This is a genomic window from Kitasatospora sp. NPDC087314 (assembly GCF_044744365.1).
GTDB lineage: Bacteria > Actinomycetota > Actinomycetes > Streptomycetales > Streptomycetaceae > Kitasatospora.
In genome coordinates this window covers 113,089-129,073 of sequence record NZ_JBIUYE010000009.1, presented here as the reverse complement: position 1 = coordinate 129,073, position 15,985 = coordinate 113,089, and the positions used below count along the sequence as shown (strand labels likewise).

The 15,985-nt window shown below is 73.6% G+C and carries 20 protein-coding genes; 6 read left to right on the top strand and 14 right to left on the bottom strand.

The annotated features are described in order from the left end of the window. Positions 1 to 186: 186 nt before the first annotated feature. A complete protein-coding gene (locus tag ACIO5E_RS20845) occupies positions 187 to 687 on the top strand; it encodes an SsgA family sporulation/cell division regulator (protein ID WP_400669834.1) in 501 nt (166 codons plus the stop codon). Here ACIO5E_RS20845 and ACIO5E_RS20840 read toward each other — a convergent pair. From ACIO5E_RS20840 to ACIO5E_RS20830, 3 genes are all read right to left on the bottom strand, one after another. Beyond that, a complete protein-coding gene (locus tag ACIO5E_RS20840; RefSeq protein ID WP_400669832.1) occupies positions 606 to 2,120 on the bottom strand; it encodes a GAF domain-containing protein in 1,515 nt (504 codons plus the stop codon). The two genes, ACIO5E_RS20845 and ACIO5E_RS20840, sit on opposite strands and share 82 nt — an antisense overlap. A gap of 208 nt (positions 2,121 to 2,328) precedes the next feature. Then, positions 2,329 to 3,402, bottom strand: a complete 1,074-nt coding sequence (locus ACIO5E_RS20835) for a M56 family metallopeptidase (RefSeq protein WP_400670336.1) — start codon at positions 3,400 to 3,402, stop codon at positions 2,329 to 2,331. After that, positions 3,402 to 3,881, bottom strand: coding sequence for a BlaI/MecI/CopY family transcriptional regulator (locus ACIO5E_RS20830; protein ID WP_400669830.1), 480 nt, complete (start codon positions 3,879 to 3,881; stop codon positions 3,402 to 3,404). Before ACIO5E_RS20830 ends, ACIO5E_RS20835 begins: the two co-directional genes overlap by 1 nt. A gap of 115 nt (positions 3,882 to 3,996) precedes the next feature. Here ACIO5E_RS20830 and ACIO5E_RS20825 point away from each other — a divergent pair, with 115 nt between their 5' ends. From ACIO5E_RS20825 to ACIO5E_RS20805, 5 genes are all read left to right on the top strand, one after another. Beyond that, positions 3,997 to 4,665: a DedA family protein gene (locus ACIO5E_RS20825; protein ID WP_400669827.1), complete on the top strand. Its 669-nt coding sequence runs from the start codon at positions 3,997 to 3,999 to the stop codon at positions 4,663 to 4,665. Beyond that, positions 4,665 to 5,333, top strand: coding sequence for a phosphatase PAP2 family protein (locus ACIO5E_RS20820; protein WP_400669825.1), 669 nt, complete (start codon positions 4,665 to 4,667; stop codon positions 5,331 to 5,333). The genes ACIO5E_RS20825 and ACIO5E_RS20820 overlap by 1 nt, the downstream gene beginning before the upstream one ends. 154 nt (positions 5,334 to 5,487) lie before the next feature. Continuing rightward, positions 5,488 to 6,000, top strand: coding sequence for a pyridoxamine 5'-phosphate oxidase family protein (locus tag ACIO5E_RS20815; protein ID WP_400669823.1), 513 nt, complete (start codon positions 5,488 to 5,490; stop codon positions 5,998 to 6,000). A 164-nt stretch (positions 6,001 to 6,164) separates the two neighbouring features. After that, entirely contained in the window at positions 6,165 to 7,286 is a 1,122-nt protein-coding gene (locus ACIO5E_RS20810; protein ID WP_400669821.1) for a TIGR03364 family FAD-dependent oxidoreductase, read from the top strand. 11 nt (positions 7,287 to 7,297) lie between these two features. After that, complete coding sequence (locus ACIO5E_RS20805; RefSeq protein WP_400669818.1) at positions 7,298 to 7,972, top strand: phosphonatase-like hydrolase; 675 nt, start codon at positions 7,298 to 7,300, stop codon at positions 7,970 to 7,972. Between the two features lie 19 nt (positions 7,973 to 7,991). Here ACIO5E_RS20805 and ACIO5E_RS20800 read toward each other — a convergent pair whose 3' ends face one another. From ACIO5E_RS20800 to ACIO5E_RS20750, 11 genes are all read right to left on the bottom strand, one after another. Next, on the bottom strand, positions 7,992 to 8,645 hold the full coding sequence (locus tag ACIO5E_RS20800) for a hypothetical protein (protein ID WP_400669815.1): 654 nt from the start codon (positions 8,643 to 8,645) through the stop codon (positions 7,992 to 7,994). A 168-nt stretch (positions 8,646 to 8,813) separates the two neighbouring features. Continuing rightward, positions 8,814 to 9,101, bottom strand: coding sequence for a hypothetical protein (locus ACIO5E_RS20795; RefSeq protein WP_280678107.1), 288 nt, complete (start codon positions 9,099 to 9,101; stop codon positions 8,814 to 8,816). Between the two features lie 7 nt (positions 9,102 to 9,108). Next, entirely contained in the window at positions 9,109 to 10,557 is a 1,449-nt protein-coding gene (locus tag ACIO5E_RS20790; protein ID WP_400669812.1) for a hypothetical protein, read from the bottom strand. Positions 10,558 to 10,587: 30 nt separating this feature from the next. Further along, positions 10,588 to 10,920, bottom strand: coding sequence for a WXG100 family type VII secretion target (locus ACIO5E_RS20785; RefSeq protein ID WP_400669811.1), 333 nt, complete (start codon positions 10,918 to 10,920; stop codon positions 10,588 to 10,590). Positions 10,921 to 11,027: 107 nt separating this feature from the next. Next, entirely contained in the window at positions 11,028 to 11,927 is a 900-nt protein-coding gene (locus tag ACIO5E_RS20780; protein ID WP_400669809.1) for a DUF3592 domain-containing protein, read from the bottom strand. Further along, complete coding sequence (locus tag ACIO5E_RS20775; protein WP_400669806.1) at positions 11,924 to 12,604, bottom strand: hypothetical protein; 681 nt, start codon at positions 12,602 to 12,604, stop codon at positions 11,924 to 11,926. The genes ACIO5E_RS20780 and ACIO5E_RS20775 overlap by 4 nt, the downstream gene beginning before the upstream one ends. Continuing rightward, positions 12,594 to 13,913, bottom strand: coding sequence for a putative T7SS-secreted protein (locus ACIO5E_RS20770; RefSeq protein WP_400669803.1), 1,320 nt, complete (start codon positions 13,911 to 13,913; stop codon positions 12,594 to 12,596). Before ACIO5E_RS20770 ends, ACIO5E_RS20775 begins: the two co-directional genes overlap by 11 nt. Next, a complete protein-coding gene (locus ACIO5E_RS20765; protein ID WP_280678122.1) occupies positions 13,910 to 14,206 on the bottom strand; it encodes a hypothetical protein in 297 nt (98 codons plus the stop codon). The genes ACIO5E_RS20770 and ACIO5E_RS20765 overlap by 4 nt, the downstream gene beginning before the upstream one ends. Positions 14,207 to 14,353: 147 nt before the next feature. After that, positions 14,354 to 14,842, bottom strand: coding sequence for a hypothetical protein (locus tag ACIO5E_RS20760; RefSeq protein ID WP_400669800.1), 489 nt, complete (start codon positions 14,840 to 14,842; stop codon positions 14,354 to 14,356). Positions 14,843 to 14,948: 106 nt separating this feature from the next. After that, on the bottom strand, positions 14,949 to 15,269 hold the full coding sequence (locus ACIO5E_RS20755; RefSeq protein ID WP_400669799.1) for a DMT family transporter: 321 nt from the start codon (positions 15,267 to 15,269) through the stop codon (positions 14,949 to 14,951). Positions 15,270 to 15,276: 7 nt separating this feature from the next. After that, positions 15,277 to 15,951 carry an HAD family hydrolase gene (locus tag ACIO5E_RS20750; RefSeq protein WP_400669796.1) on the bottom strand — a complete coding sequence of 225 codons (675 nt, stop codon included), beginning with the start codon at positions 15,949 to 15,951 and terminating at the stop codon, positions 15,277 to 15,279. Positions 15,952 to 15,985: the final 34 nt, after the last annotated feature.

Below are 15,985 nucleotides of genomic sequence, written 5' to 3'. Positions count from 1 at the left end.
CCCGGACGGTTTCCATCCATTACGTGGACACCCGTTCGACATGCGGAAGTTGACGGTCAGTCTGACAAGGCCGGTAAGGGTCTCTTCGCCCGAACGGAGGATATTGCAACCTCCTTGCAACCCTTGCCCGCCCGGCCCGCGGTGGACCAGGCTGAGGTCATCCCACGCCGTCCCGGAGAGACCGTCATGCCGCCCGACCCGCTGTCCGCAGCCTCCAGTCCACCCCTCGCCGCCACCCCCACGGGCGGCGATGGGGACGGCTCCACCGCCGCTCCGGCGGCGGTGGAGGAGGTGCTGACCCTGCGGATCTCGCTGGGTGAGGAGGTGGTCGGCGAGGTGCGTACCCGGTTCCGGTTCGACGCCGCCCGCCCGTACGAGGTGCTGCTGACCTTCCACCTGGGACGCCCGGACGAGGCCGACTGGGTGTTCTCGCGCGAGCTGCTGCGCGACGGCCTGCACACGCTGAGCGGTCAGGGCGACGTCAAACTGTGGCCGGCGTACTGCCCGTGCCACGGCTCGACGTTGCACCTGGCGCTCGAATCGCCGCACGGCAGCGCCCTGCTGGAGGCCTCCAAGCCCCGGGTGCAGGCCTGGCTGGACCGTACCTACGCGCTGGTCTCCGGCGAGGCGGAGCGTGCCTGCGGCCCGACCGACGACCAGCTGGCCGCGCTGCTCGCGGGCGGCTGAGGCGCGGTCGGGGCGTCCCCGGGCGCGCGCGGCTGCGGGACGGACGCCGTGCCGGGCAGCCGGACCGTCCCCGCGGCCAGCCCGGCCCGCAGCCGCCGGACGGCCGGGGCCGAGGAGGCGGGCAGCAGGTCGTACGGGTCCTCCGGTCCGTCCACCGTGACCAGCACCGACTCGGCGAAGCGGTACGGCCGGTGGGCCAGTAGGCCGCCCAGGTAGCGGCGCAGCCGGGACAGCTCGGCGCGCACCGTCACCGTCCGGCCCGGGTCGCCGAACAGCGCCTCCGCGAGCTGCGCGGCGGTGCTGCCCTCGCGGCCGGTGGCGAGCAGGAGCAGCAGTTCGGCGTGGCGCGGGCTGAGCGGGTGCGACCAGCTGCCGGCCGCGCCCTGCACGGTCAGTTCCGGCCGGTCGTGGCGGCGCAGGTCGAGCCGGAGCCGGGCGCCCTCGGCCTGCTCGGCGGTCACCGTGCCGGAGCCGTCCGTCTCGGGCGGCCGGACCGGCCGGACCAGCCAGCCGTCCGCGAGCGGTTCCAGGGCGCACTCGCCGAGGCCGGGCACCCAGTGCACGGCGGCGGCGCCCCAACCGTCGACCGGCACCCGCAGCCGGCCGAGCGGCGGCAGGCCGGCCGCGGCGGCGGTCCACCCGGCGGCGTCCACCACCAGGGCCGGGCCGGCCACCCGGGCGAGCATCGGGGCGGCCAGGGTGCGCAGCTGGTTCAACGCCTCCAGCCGGTGCGCGCGCAGCTCGGTCTCGGCGAGCCGGGCGGCGGTGGCGGTCAGCTGGAGCAGGTACGGGCGGATGCTGCGGGCGGGGCCGCTGAGGTTGATCGCGCCGACCAGCCGTCCGGTGCCCGGGTCGTGCACGGGAGCGGCCACGCAGGTCCAGGAGTGGTGGCTGCGCAGGTAGTGCTCGGCGGAGTGGACGTGCATCGGGCGCTGGGCGCGCAGCGCGACGGCGATGCCGTTGGTGCCGACGCTCTCCTCGATCCAGCGGGCGCCGGTGAGGAAGCCGATCCGGTCGGCGCTGCGGCGCAGGCCGCGCTCGCCCTCCTGCCACAGCACGTGGCCCTCGGCGTCGGCGATGGCGAGGATCAGCGGGGTCTGGCCGACCGGCTCCAGCAGGGTGTCGCGCAGCACCGGCATGACCGCGTCCAGGCCGCTGGCGCGGCGGCGCTGCTCGATCTCGGCGGGGCCGAGGTGGACGGCGGCGGCGCCGGCGTCGGGGTCGAGCCCGAGGCGGCGCAGCCGGGCCCAGGAGTCGCCGATCTCGGGGCGGGGTTCGAGCCGGCCGGGGGCGGCGGGGTCGGGGAACGGGGGCTGGGCGAGTTCGCGGGCGGCGGCTTCGGCGAGGGTGCGCTCGTGGACTCTGGCCAGCTCGGCCGCGGTCGGCGGGGTACGGCGTTCTGGTCGTCGGGACTGCCGTCCGGTCTGCCGCACTCGCGTTGCTCCTCGCCGCCGTTCGAGGACGCGCCGGGGTCGACGCGCTGACGAAAGAGTACGGGGGCGGTGGGTATCTGGGGATGGGGTCTGCCAACTCGGCATACCGGACGGTATGACCGTGGACATGTCGAGGTGTGACGGCTAGGACCGACCGGCGGGATCGGTCGGACGGGCCCTGGCGTCGCCGGAGTCGTGGGTGCCGGGGTCAGCGTTCCGCGCCGGTGCCGCGCTGGGCCGCCTCGACGGTGTGGTGCAGGTCGGCGGTGGCCTCCAGGGTGGCGGCGGTGCTCAGGGCCAGGCAGGCGGCCAGCGCGATCGCGGCCGGGCGCAGCCGGGCGCCGGTGGTGGCCGGGCGGGGCTGGAGCAGGGCGGCGACCCGGCGCGGGACCGGCCCGGAGTGGGCGGCGGGGACCAGCCGGGGCCGGGCCGGCCAGGGGGAGCGGCTGGCGGCCAGGGCGGCCCGGCCGACCGCGCGGGCGGTCACCGCGCGGTCGCCGACCCGGGCGGCCGCCACCTCGTCGGCCCAGCGCTCCAGGTGGTACCCGAGGGGCGCGCGCAGCGGACGCAGCGCCGGGTGGAGGTCGGCGGCGTGCTCGGCGAGGGCGAGGAAGACGTGGTGGCGGGCGGTCAGGTGGGCGCGTTCGTGGGCGATCAGGGCGGCCCGCTCGGGCCCGGTGAGGGCGCGCAGCATGCCGGAGGTGACCACGATCCGGCCGGGTTCGCCGGGTCGGCCGGGTCGGCGCAGCCGCCCGGGCAGGGCGAAGGCGTCGGCGCGCTCGTCGTCGAGGACGGCGAGCGGGTGCTCGCCCGGCTGGAGCAGGGCGTGGGCGCAGGCCAGGACGGCCTGCGGGGTGCGCGCCCGGCGCATGGTGGCGTGCCGGGGGCGCGTGTCCGGATGCCGGTCGTCGGCCGCCGCCGGGCAGGCCGGGAGAGCGGCCCGGGCCGCTCTCAGCTCCAGCCGGTGGCGGCGGGCGGTGCGGACGGCCTGGGCGGTCAGCGCGGCGAGCACCAGGCCGGCCGCGGCGGCCGCCGGCGGCGCGCTGGGTGCGGCGGCGGTGAGCCAGGGCAGCGACAGGTGGCCGATGGCGGCGACCGGTGGCAGCTGGAGCAGCCCGGCGGTGGCGAGCAGGCCGAGCGAGCAGAGGGTGCCGACGGCCAGGACGGCGGCCGTCCCGGCGAGCATCCAGGCGGCGGCCCGGGGCGGCAGGGCGTCGGCGAGGCGGCGGGCCAGCGGGGCGGCCAGGAACGGCAGCAGCAGCGGGGCCCAGACGGCGAGCATCACGATCCGGCCGCCCCGGGGGTTCCGCCGCCGAGGCCGGGGGCGCCGTGGCCGAAGCCGGGAATGCCGTCGCCGAGGCCGGGGGCACCGGCGCCGTCGCCGAGCCCCGGGGTGCCGTCGCCGAGCAGGTCGCGCAGCAGCTGCTCGTCCTCGGCGGAGAGGTCGGAGACGAAGCGGGCGAGCACGGTGGAGCGGTCGGCCTCGCGGCCGAGCTCGGTGTGCATCCGGCGGGCGGCGAGGCCCGCGGTGTCCTGGACGGTCGGAGTGTAGGCGTAGGCGCGGCCGGCCCGGGTGCGTTCCACGGTGCCCTTGTCGTGCAGCCGGGCGAGGATCGTGGCGATGGTGGTGCGGGCGAGGTCCCCGCCGAGCGCCGTCTGGACGTCCTGCGGGGTCATCGGCTGCCGGGCCGACCAGAGCGCGGCCAGCACCTCGGCCTCCAGCTCCCCGGCGGGCCGGCGGGCGGACGGTACGTCGGACATGGCGGCGCTTCCTCCAGGTTTCGTCTACAGTCATGTAGACCGTCTACGTCACTGTAGACGGTCAGGGTGGGTTTCGCTGCGATCCGCCCTCCAACGTACGGGAGGTCCGCCAGCCTTGCTTCAGTTCCTCGCCGATCCGGCCGCTCACCTCGCGGTGAACCCGCTGGACGCGTCCTCGTTGCTCGCCGCCTTCGGCGCGCTCGGCATCGCCGTCGTGCTCTTCGCCGAGACCGGCCTGCTGGTGGGCTTCTTCCTGCCCGGCGACTCGCTGCTGTTCACCGCCGGCCTGCTCTGCGTGCCCGGCGTCACCAAGGGCCCGCAGCTGGAGCTCTACCAGGTGCTGCCCGCCGCCCTGGTCGGCGCGCTGGCCGGTGCCCAGGTCGGCTACCTGATCGGCAAGCGCGGCGGCCGCGCGCTGCTGCGCCGCACCAAGCGCAAGAGCCTGCTGGAGGGCGTCGAGCGGGCCGAGGAGCTGCTCGGCAAGTACGGCCACGGCAAGGCGATCGTGCTCGCCCGGTTCATCCCGGTGGTCCGAACGGTGCTGAACCCGCTCTGCGGCGTGCTCGAAGTGCCGGCCCGCTCGTTCACCTTCTGGCAGGTGACCGGCGGTGCGATCTGGACCGTCGGCGTGGTGCTCGCCGGGTACGGGCTCGGATCGTCGATCCCGAGCATCGACAAATATCTGCTCCCGATCATCGGTCTGGTAGTAGTTATCTCCGTGCTCCCCATTGTTCTCGAACTGTTCCGCGCCCGTAAGGCGCGCCGTCACGGAGGTGACGCGTGATGTCCTCTCGGGCTCTGGCCGTGTACGACGGCAGCGGCATCGACGGCAGTCTCTACACCCGGGTGAACGGGTGGGCTCAAGACGCCCCGCACTGGCTGGACGAGCTGATCAAGGTCTGGTCGGCGATCGGCCTCGGCCTGTTCGCGGTCTTCATGCTCTACGCCTGGTGGCGGGCGCGCGGCGCCGACTCGGTGGTGATGGCCCGGGTGCTCGCCTCTCCGGTGATCGTGGTCGTCGCGTACGGCGTCAACTCGGTCCTCAAGGGCATGGTCGAGGAGGTCCGGCCGTGCGCCCAGATCCCCGGCAGCGTCTCGCTGGAGACCTGCCCGGGTGCCGGCGACTGGTCCTTCCCCAGCAACCACACCGTGATCGCCTTCGCCGCCGCCACCGCGCTCTGGTTCGCCGACCGGCGGCTCGGCTGGATCGCCGGGATCTTCGCGGTGCTGATGGGCGCCTCCCGGGTCTGGGTCGGCGTGCACTACCCGCACGACGTGGCCGTCGGCGCGCTGGTCGGCCTCCTGGTCGCGCTGGTGCTGGCGCCGCTCGTCGGGCGCTGCGGACCGCTGGTGGACCGGATGCGGGCGGGCGCGCTGCGCCCGCTGCTCGGCCCGGGGACGCTGCCGGTCGTCGCCCGCGGCCACGCCTCGTACGAGACCCGACGGCACTGATTCCGTAGCCTGCCCGTAGCCCGTCCGACCCTTGTCTGGCCGGGGTGGCGGGTAGAGCATGTGAGCCGGGCGTGGGGCCCCTTCGCGGGGAACCCGCCCGGCTCAGTCGTGCCGGGGCGCGGGAGCGCCGGGCGTGCCAGCGGAGGGAGTGCCAATGCCGTACCGACTCGACATCACGCAGGGGGACTGGCCGGGCGAGTCGCCGCACAAGGGCGTCGAGGGCCTGCTCTCGGAGGCCATGGTGCTCACCCTCGCCACCGCCGGCCACGAGCACGGCCCGCACGCCAACCTGGCCTTCTTCGCGTACGACGACGACCTCGTCCTCTACTTCGTCAGCGAGCGCTCCACCCGGCACAGCCACCACCTCGCCGAGGAGGCCCGGGCCGCCGCCGCCGTCTTCCTGCCGCCGCCGGTCTTCGGCGAGCAGCTGCGCGGCCTGCAGCTGACCGGCGGCGCGAGCGAGGCCTGGGGGCGGCAGGCCGAGGCGGCGCTCGCTGCCTACCAGGGGCGGTACCCGTCCTTCGCGCAGGACGAGGAGGTCCGGCGGCAGTTCCTCACCGGGGGCGGGGCGGCGGCGCTGTACCGGTTCCAGGTGGAGGAGCTGACGGCGGTGGACGAGCCGAACTTCGGGCGGCGCAACTACCTGCGGGCGCGGGTGCTGCGGTGACGGCCCGGTGGTGGGGTCTCTGATCGGGTTGCCCCGCCGGGCTGGCTGGCTGGATTGTCTGGCCGGGTTGTCCGGCCATGTTGTCTGTACAACTTTTCGGGTGATTCACCTGGGGGACGTCACCCGGACGCCCCTCGGACACCTGGCCGCATCAGCCTGGCCGCATGAGAGTCATCGTCGTAGGAGCAGGCGTGCTCGGCACCATGCACGCCTGGCAGGCCGTCGAACGCGGCCACGAGGTCGTCCACCTGGAGCGCGAGACCGAGGCGCGCGGCGCCTCGGTGCGCAACTTCGGCCTGGTCTGGGTCAGCGGCCGCGCACAGGGCGAGGAACTGGACACCGCGCTGCGCGCCCGCGACCTGTGGGAGGGCATCGGCGCACGCGTCCCCGACCTCGGCTTCCGCGCCAACGGGTCGCTCACCGCGATCCGCACCGAGGCCGAACTCGCCGTCGCCGAACAGGCGCTCACGCTGCCGGACGCCGCCGCCCGCGGCTACCGGCTGCTCGACGCCGACCAGGCCAGGGCCGCCAACCCGGCCCTGCGCGGCAAGCTGCTCGGCGCCCTGTCGTGCGACCGCGACGCCGCCGTCGAACCCCGCACCGCCCAGCCCGCGCTGCGCGCCGCCCTGCAGGCCACCGGCCGCTACACCTTCCTGCCCGGCCGCGAGGTCCGCGACGTGATCGGCGAGAACGCCGTCCGCGACGACCACGGCGACGTCCACACCGGCGACCTGGTCGTCCTCTGCACCGGCGCCTGGCTCGGCGGCCTCGTCCGCGAACTCGCCCCCGCCCTGCCCGTCCGCCGGGTCCGGCTGCAGATGATGCAGACCGACCCGCTCGGTGAGACCCTCACCACCTCCGTCGCCGACGGCGACAGCTTCCGCTACTACCCCGCCTTCGCGGGCAGCGCCCTGGACCGCCTGCGCGAGACCCAGCCGCAGCCGGACGTCGCCGCCGAGCACAAGATGCAACTGCTCATGGTCCAGCGCCGGGACGGCGGCCTCACCATCGGCGACACCCACGAGTACGACCAGCCGTTCGGCTTCGACGTCGTCGAGGACCCGTACGACCACCTGGTCGGCGTCGCCGAGGAACTGCTCGGCCGCCCGCTGCCGCGCGTGCGCCGCCGCTGGGCCGGGGTGTACGCCCAGTGCGTCGACACCACCCGGGTCGTCCACCGCGAACGCGTCCGCGACGGCGTCTGGCTGGTCACCGGCCCCGGCGGCCGCGGGATGACCTGCTCCCCGGCCATCGCCGAGACCACCGCCGAACTCGCAAATCTGTAAGGGTAATTGACATGTCTCTTGATATCCGCCTGGTCGTCCTCGACATGGCCGGCACCACCGTGGCCGACGACGGTCTCGTCGAGCAGGCCTTCGGCGCCGCCGCCGCCACGCTCGGCGTCGAGGCCGGCAGCCCCGCCTACGAGCCCATGGTGGCGCACGTGCGCGCCACCATGGGCGAGTCCAAGATCTCCGTCTTCCGGCACCTGTTCGGCGAGGAGGAGAAGGCCCAGCGGGCCAACACCGCCTTCGAGGCCGCCTACCACGACCTCGTCGACGCCGGCCACTGCGCCGCCCTGCCCGGCGCCGCCGAGGCCATCGCCGAACTCCGCGGCCAGGGCCGGAAGGTCGTCCTCACCACCGGCTTCTCCCGGGCCACCCAGGACCGCATCCTCACCGCGCTCGGCTGGCAGTCCATCGCCGACCTCACCCTCTGCCCCGCCGAGGCCGGCCGCGGCCGCCCGTACCCGGACCTCGCGCTCACCGCGCTGCTGCGCACCCGGGTTGACTCGGTGCGGCAGATCGCGGTCGCCGGGGACACCGGCTACGACATGCTGACCGGTGTGCGGGCGGGCGCGTCGGTCGTCGCCGGCGTCCTCACCGGCGCCCACGACGAGGCCCGCCTGCGTGCCGACGGGGCGACCCACGTGCTCGGTTCGGTGGCGGAACTGCCGTCGCTGCTCGGTTAGAGGCGGTTGGTCCAGCGCGCTACGGGCGGGCGGAGTCGCGGGGGGTGTCCCGGACTCCGCCCGCCCGGCGGAACGGGACCCGACGTGGGCGACCGTTGCGGACCACGGCCACGCCCAGACCGCCGACGGCCGCCATCAGGACGGCGTCCAGGCCGCCGGCGATGGCCAGGTCCTTCGAGAGGTCGATGTCGTCAGGGGTGCGCGCGGCCGCGACGCCCCTGGGGTCGTAGCGGACGGTGAGCCGGTCGCCGACCGCGTGCGAGCGGAGGCCCCCGTACACCGTGCCGTTCGGGATCGGCATGCCCCACTCGTCGGCGAGGTCGTACGTCGAGTCCGGGTGCTTGCTCTCGGGGTGGTCGTGTGCCGCCGTGATCCGGGCGGAGGTGGTGACCCCGGTGGCGTTCAGGACCACCGCGTCCCGGGCCGCGATCACCTCTCCCAGCGCGCCGCCCCACAGCGCGACGGACAGGATCGCCACCCAACAGCCCACCACCCCGACCAGCCGGACGGCGCCCACGATCCAGGCGACCCCGACAACCAGCCCGAGCAGCCACGCCAGGCCCCCGCTGACGTACGTGCTCAGCAGCACCAGCCCGAACGTCCCCACCGGCACCGCCGCCACCAGCGCGCCCGTCAGCGCGATGGTTCCGCGGCGGCTTCTCTCCCCGGCCATGGCCTCCCCCGATCTCCCTACGACGGGGTGGAAGGCTACGCCCGGATCCTGACGGCCTCCGGGCGGGGTCCCGGTCATCGGCTGCGACGCCGGATGGCGGGGAGTTCGGCTAGTTCGGAGCGTGGGCGGTTCGGGCGTGGCCGGATCCGCCCACAAAGGGCTGAAGCCTCAATCGGGTGGGATCGGAACTTCCTCGGAGCCGAGGAGGAGGTACGCGTGAACCTTCTCCAGATACGCATACATTTCCTCGTCTGTCTCGAACTCGACCCAAGTGAGTTCGCAGTACTCGCCCCGGGTGAGGTCCCGCTCCTCGAAGAGTTGCTTGAACCATTTCTGCAGGTCCTCGCCCCATACGGGGTTCGACATGTTGATGGTCCTCTTGATGCGCTCCAGGTAGGAGTGAGCCATCTCGACGTTCAGATACTGCTGCATGAATCCGGCGAGTTCTGGTTCCATGATGTCCTTACGGGTGCTTTCCCTGTGCGGGATTCGCATAGGAAGTGACGAGATGCCACTTTCCATGTGCATCAGGTTCGTAGAAGGTGGCGATATTGCCGCCTTCGAAGTCGACCGGCAAGTAGCGGATCGGATCTTGTGGATCCTTGTAGAAGCCGGTGAAGCGCTTGTGCCCCTCGGGGCCGAGGATATCTTCGATGGGGACCGGACTGTTGAGCGGGCGCCCGTTCTCCCTGATGTATTTGCGCATGTATTTGTCGACCGTGACCAGGTCTGCGGGATCGTCGTACCGTGTCGCGTACGGCCCGCACTTGTGTACGCCGCCATTTTCGCCGTCCACCGTCGTGCCGGTTAGCGGGTCGATGTGGTCCTTCGACTTGACGTGGCCGGCGTTGTTCGAGGCTTGGGTGTAGATCTTCGGCGAGCCGTCCGGGTTGGTCATCGTGGTTCCCAGGCGGGTCTGCAGGGCGGTGTCGTCGGGTTTGACGTGGCGGCCCGGGGCGTGGCCCTCGCCGCCGAGGTCGGCGATCCGCTTGGCGGTGTCGACGCCCTTGCCGCTCGGGCCGGTTGCGCCGCCGACGGCGCCGAGGACGAGGTCGAGGGGCATGACCGGGCCGGTCTGGAAGGCGGCGTCGTAGCCGTAGGTGAGGCCCGCGCCGGTGACCATGCGGCCGGGGAGGGTGTCGGCGGCGCCGGCGAGTTTGCCGGCGGCGGCGAGGGCGACGGAGGTGCTGTCGGAGACCTCGGCGGCGGTGGAGACGACCCGGCCGCCGGCACCGAGGGCGGAGCCGGCGCCGCCCATGATGCCGCCGGTCTCGGCGGAGTCGACGGCCTCGGTGAGGCTGAACCCGCCGTCGCCGAAGGACATCCGGACCGGCTGGGCGACGGCGATGTCCACGGTGATGGCCTCGACGGCGCCGAAGGCGGCGCCGACCAGCACGGTGGCGGCGATGGTGGCGATGGTTTCGGAGACGGCGACGCCGAGGCCGGCGGCGGTGGCGATGATGCCCGCGGCGGCGGTGCCGGCGGCAGCTTCGGAGATGCCGGCGGTGAAGAAGGCGAGGGCGGTGCCGGCGACCAGGGTGGCGCCGACGATCGCGGCCTCCTCCTTCAGCTTCTTGAGCGCCTTGTCGACCTCGTCGGCGAAGGCACGCAGGGCTTTGGCGAGGGCCCGGCAGACGGCGGCGGCGTCGGGCAGCCAGCCCTTGCCCTGGCCCGCGCCGTCCTTGCCGCCGTAGTAGTTGCCCCAGAACGTGCCGAAGGCGTCGATGGCGGGGCCGTGGTTGTTGGCGACGATGGCGGCGGCGGCCTGGTTGGTGGGCGCGGTCACGTTGTCGATGGCGGTGGCCATCGCGTCCCAGGCGTCGGCGACCTTGCGGAGCTTGCCGGGGTCGGCGTCGGGCCACCACATGCCGGTGACCTTGCGGACGATCTTCTCCGCCGTGGACTCACCCATGCGCCGACTCCCTCCGTGAAGGGCGGCCGATCACGGCGTCAGGTTCTTCCGGACGTGGTTGTCGGCGTCGGTGTGGTTGTCGGCGTGGGCGTTCAGCCCGTCGTGGATGCTGGTGAGCCCCTTGACCAGGGTGTCGAGTGCGGAGAGCACGTGGTCGTGCGGGCCGTTGTAGGCCTGGGCGAACTCCTTGCCCTGCTTGTCGTCGCCCCACGGGCTGCCGGCGTCGGCGAGGCTGTGCTTGAGCGTGTCGAGCGCGTCCTTGAGCGCCTTGCTCTGAGCCTCGAAGGTCGGCGCGGCCGCCTTCAGGTCCCCGGGCCGGATCTTGAATTCCGGGCCGCCGGCTTTCGCTCCGTCATCTGCCATGGTGTCATCCCCCGTGTGTGACCGTCAGTGCGTCAGAAAGTGCGAAGGGTAGGACGATGGGATGGGACGGCGACGTTTCAGCGAGCTGGCGTGATCTGGGTCACTCATCAGAGGAAGAGGGTGAGGACGAACCAGGCGGAGCCGGTGGCGAGGACGGTGACGCCGGGTTTGACGGAGTTCTTGTCGGTGACGAGCCAGCAGGAGCAGGCCGTGACGGCGAGCACGTACAGCGCGAACAGTCCGGTGGTCAGCGGACTGCCGACGTACTGGCGGGCGAGCAGGTAGACCAGCAGCCAGGGCGCGGTGACCGCGCTCCAGGCGAGTGCGGTACGGGCGGCGCCGAGGCGGCCGGCCCGTTCGCGGCCGGTGCGGGAGCGGGCGGCGAGACGGTCCCGCAGCGGGCTGGCCGGGCGGCTGGAGAGGCCGAGGCAGGCCACGGCGAGGGCGGCGGCGAGCAGGACGGCCACGGCCCAGAAGAGGTCGGTGCCGAGGTCGATCTGCTCGGGGCGCTTGGGACTGGCGGTGCCGTCGGGGTCGAAGCGGACGGTGACCTGGTCGCCGACCCGCAGGGACTGGTCGCGCTGGTTGAGGCGGCCGCCGGGCACGGGGGCGCCGTCGACGGTCGCCAGGCTGTAGTCCCAGGAAGGGTCGCGCGTCCCGGCGGTGCGCTCCTTGTCGACGACGCGGGCGGTCACGGTGGGCCCGGAGCTCAGGACCAGGTCGTCGCGGATGTTGCTCGTCGCGGACGCCGCGACGAGGAGCACGATCGGGACGATCAGGGCCGCGAGGCAGCCGCGGGTCCCGCCGGCCAGTCGGCCGAGGCCTGTCGACAGGACGGCGGTGGCAAGCACCAGGACGGCGAGGCCGGCGGGCCAGCCGTAGGCGCCGTAGGCGGCGGTGAGACCGACGATCGACAGCGGCGCGGCGATCGCCAGGGCGATCGTCAGCGGGATCGAGCCCCGGCGGGGTTCGGCCTTCGGCGGAGCCGGGCCGGTGGCGGCCGTCATCCGAAGGCCTTTCGGATGTTGTCCCACTGGTCGGGCGGCAGCGCGTCGGCGCTCTCGTTCCGGGGTGGGTGGAAGGCGATGCCGCGGAACGCGGTGGCCAGGAGCGGCAGCCATTCGTCCCAGTAGTCGATGTCCTCGGTGGTGAAGACGGCGGCGACCACGTGCGGGCTCCACGGGTGCGGGATCAGCAGTTCGAGCTGGCGCACCGTGTTGACGGTGGATTCGGGCACGCCGAACACCGCGCCGGGCACCGGGACGGTCAGGTCGCGGGCGGCGAGGGCGGCGCGGCCGGTCGGCAGTTCCACCACGCCGACGTCGGCGTCCGGCCAGGCCTCGGCCAGCTGTTCGGCGACCCGGGCGGGGTAGCTGCCGGGCGCGCCGAGGTCCTGCGGGCGGACGAAGACGGTGAGCATGCCGTGGATGGGCTCGCCGTCCTCGGCCCGGACCAGGCAGCTGGAGACGTGGACGGCACCCTCGCGCAGTTGGGCCTGCAAGGCGGTCTCGGCGGCGATCACGGTGCTGAGTTTCTGCTCGGGCCGGGCGCCGGGGAAGGCCGCGTCCAGGCTCTCCGCCGTGCGGGCCATCCGGTCGCCGAGGTCCTCGTCCAGGTCGAGGGTGGTGAAGCCTGCGGGCAGGGTGAGCCAGAGTGGCGGAATCTCGGTGGTCTCAACGGCCATAGCCGGCCGCCCATCCGCCCATGCCGAGCAGGTTGCCGACGGTGGACACGGTGCCGATGACGGCGTTGGCCTTGCCGCCGCCGGTGCCGACGCCGACCGACCCGATGAGGCTGTTGCCGCCGGTGGTGTAGTTGACGGCGCTGGTGAGGCCGTCGCTCGGGTTGTCCTGAGTGAGGGCGTACGCCGTCGGGGCGTTGAGCCCGACGGTGGTGACGGCCTGGACGCCGTCGGAGACGTTCATCGCGGTGGCCTTGGAGACCCCGAGCTTGATGGCGGGCTTCTCGATCGCGGTGGTGAAGATCGGGTTGGCCGGGTCGACGGCGCGGGCGGCGGTCCGGACCTCGGTCGTTCCGGCGCTCACGGCTCCACGGACGCCCGCGCCGGCGGCGCTCGCCTCCCGGGCGGCGGTGAAGCCGGACTTGGCGACGCCCACCCCGGGGATCGCGCCGAGCACGTCGCCGCCCAGGGTCAGCCAGTTGCTGATGTTCTTCTGCGGCGGCAACAGCTTGCCCTCAAGGGCGTACTTGGTCGCGTGCGTACCCGCCGCGGCGGCGCTCAGCAGGATGGCCGGCAACGCGAAGGCGGGGAAGAAGATCGCCGCGACGCCGCAGATGCCGGCCGCGACCGTCAGCAGGTCCGCGCCGTGGTTCTTGAGCCAGGTGCCGACCTTGCTGAGCCAGCCGGGCTCCGGTGGGGCCTTGCTGTCGGCGGCCTTGCGGATGGCGTCGGCCGTCTTGCGGGCGTCCGCCTTGTGGCCTTCGGCGAGTTCGTGGGCCTGGCTCCGGAGGCCGGTGAGGTCGGCGGCGGCGCTGCGGACGAGGTCGGCGGCCGCGTCCAGGTGGTTCCTCGCCTTGGCGTAGCGCTGTTCGGCGGCGGCGAGGCCGGCGTCGTCGGGGAAGGTCTGGCCGGCGAGTTTGAGGTCGGGGGCGGCGGCTGCGGCGGTGTGCGCCTGGTCGGCCTGCTCCTTCTGCCGCTTGGCGGCGACCGCGGCGCGGGCCAACTCGGCGGCCTTGGGCTGGTGTTCGGTCAGCGCCTGGTACCAGACGTCGAGGGCCTGGTAGGCGGCGGTGATCGAGTCGGCGGCGTCCTGGAGGTAGGTGGGGAGCTTGCCGAACTGGCCGGCGAAGGACTTGGCGGCCTCGCCGGTCCACTGGCCCTGGTTGGCGGAGAGCTGCGAGAGCGTGGTGTGGACGTCGGTCAGGTGCTGGCCGACCCGGCGCAGGCTCCCGCTGAGGCCGGTGACGGCGGCGGCGTCGCCGGGGGCCGGGTTGAAGCCGAGGCCGGACCAGTCGGGCGCGGGGTCGGTCACGACTGCCCCGCCGGGGTGAGGGCCTTGGTGATGCTCTGTTCGGTGCCGTCGTAGGTCTGCTGGACCTTCTCCAGCCCCTCGTCGAGGACCTTGACGCACTCGCGGACCTTCTTGAGCCCGTACTCCCACTTGCTCTGGAAGTGCCCGCAGGCCTCGTCGAGGAAGTCGTAGCCCAGTCCGCTGCGGCTCGCCTCCTTGAGCGCCTTGAGTCCTTGGTCGAGCTCGTCGCCGCAGCCTTTGAGGTCCTTGGCCAGCTTGGCGAGGAACTCGGTGCTGACCGTGAAGTCGGCCACTTCTCCCCCGGTGTGTCGATGGCGTGACCGGCCGAGCATAGCCGCAGTCGGTACGCAGGCGATCCGTTCTGACGGCGGCTTTCCGCCACGCTGACGGGTTCGGTACGGGGCGGGCGGCGGCCGCCGGACGGGCGGCTGCCCCCGGGGTCAGCGGCGCCAGAAGCCGCGCTTCTTCGGGGTGACGAGCTTCGCCACGGCGGCGACGAAGAGCTCGGCGACGGGGGAGGGCCCCTGGCCGTGGTTGACGTGGCCCTCGGCGGACCACTCGCCGAGGACGGTGCCGGGGCTGCCGTCGAGCGGGCTGAACGCGTGCTCCAGGGTCAGGTAGCGGACGCCCTTGGTGCCCTTGGGGTGGACGGCGGCGACGAAGTGGGCCTCGGTGGCGCCGACCGGGGTGGGGAGGACGACCAGCAGCAGCGGGTGGCCGTCGGCCTCCAGGTGGCGGCAGTCGAGGCCGTGGCTGGGCAGGCGGTCCTCGGGCGGCAGGGTCTGGCCGAGGTCGTCCCAGATGCCGGTGAGGACGGGCAGGAGGCTGCCACCGCCGTCCGGGACGGTCAGCCGCGGGCCGAATTCGAGGACCTGGCGGGGGAGTTCGCGGTGGACGAAGCGGTAGTGGTGGGGGCGGGGATCCGTCATGGGGTCACGGTAGCGAACCGGCCGGAGCGGGCAGTCGGCCCACCCGACTTCCCGCTCCGAAAGGGGAGTTGACCAGCACCTTCGGGATGGATGGCCCGTCAGGACGTCAGTGACCGCTCCTGAGGTTCAGGACGACCACCCCGACGATCACCAGGGCGATCCCCAGCCACTGGAGGCGGCCCAGCGACTCGCCGAAGGCGATCACGCCGATCCCGGCCACCGCGGCCGTCCCGGCCCCCGACCAGACGGCGTAGGCGACCGAGACCGGTATGTGCTTGAGCGCGCGCCCCAGCAGGACGAAGGACAGCACGTAGCCGACGGCCACCCCCACGCTCGGCCAGAGGCGGGTGAACCCCTCGGTGAGCTTGAGGCAACTGGTGGCGCAGACCTCGCTCAGGATGGCGAGGGAGAGCAGGAGATAAGGCATGTCAGCGTCAAACGGCCGGAGCGGCGCCGAGCTTCCCCAGCAGGGCGAGGTCGGCCTGTTCCAGGCTGGCGAGCAGGGTGATCCGGGAGCCGTCCGGCATCGGCGTCGCGGTGGACGGCACGGCCAGCACCGCGCAGCCGGCCGCGGTGGCGGAGGCGACCCCGGTCGGGGTGTCCTCGACGGCGACGCAGGTGACCGGGTCCAGCCCGAGGCGCTCGGCGGCGGCGAGGTACGGGTCCGGCGCGGGCTTGGTGCGCGCGGTGTCCTCGGCGGCGAGGGTGACGGCGAACCAGTCCCGGCCGATGGCGGAGAGGACCAGGTCGACCACCCGGCGCGGCGAGGCGGAGACCAGCGCGGTGGGCACCCGGGCGTCCCGCAGCGAGGCCAGCAGGGCGAGGGCGCCGGGGCGCGGCACCGTCTCGGCGGCGACCTTGCCGGCGAAGGACTCGCCGAGCCGGTCGGCGAGTTCGGCCTCGGAGAGGGTGGTGCCGCTGACCCTGTGCAGGTGGGCGGCGGTGTGCTCGACGGCCTGGCCGAGCACCTCGGGGGCGTCCCGGTCGGTGAGCGGGTGGTGGAGCTCGTCGGCGAGCTCGGCGGCGGTCTGCCACCACAGCTGCTCGGTGTCGACCAGGGTGCCGTCCATGTCGAACAGGACGGCGGCGGGCAGGGCGGTCTCAGGCATGGCGGTACCTTCGGTGGTTCATCAGGTGGAGACA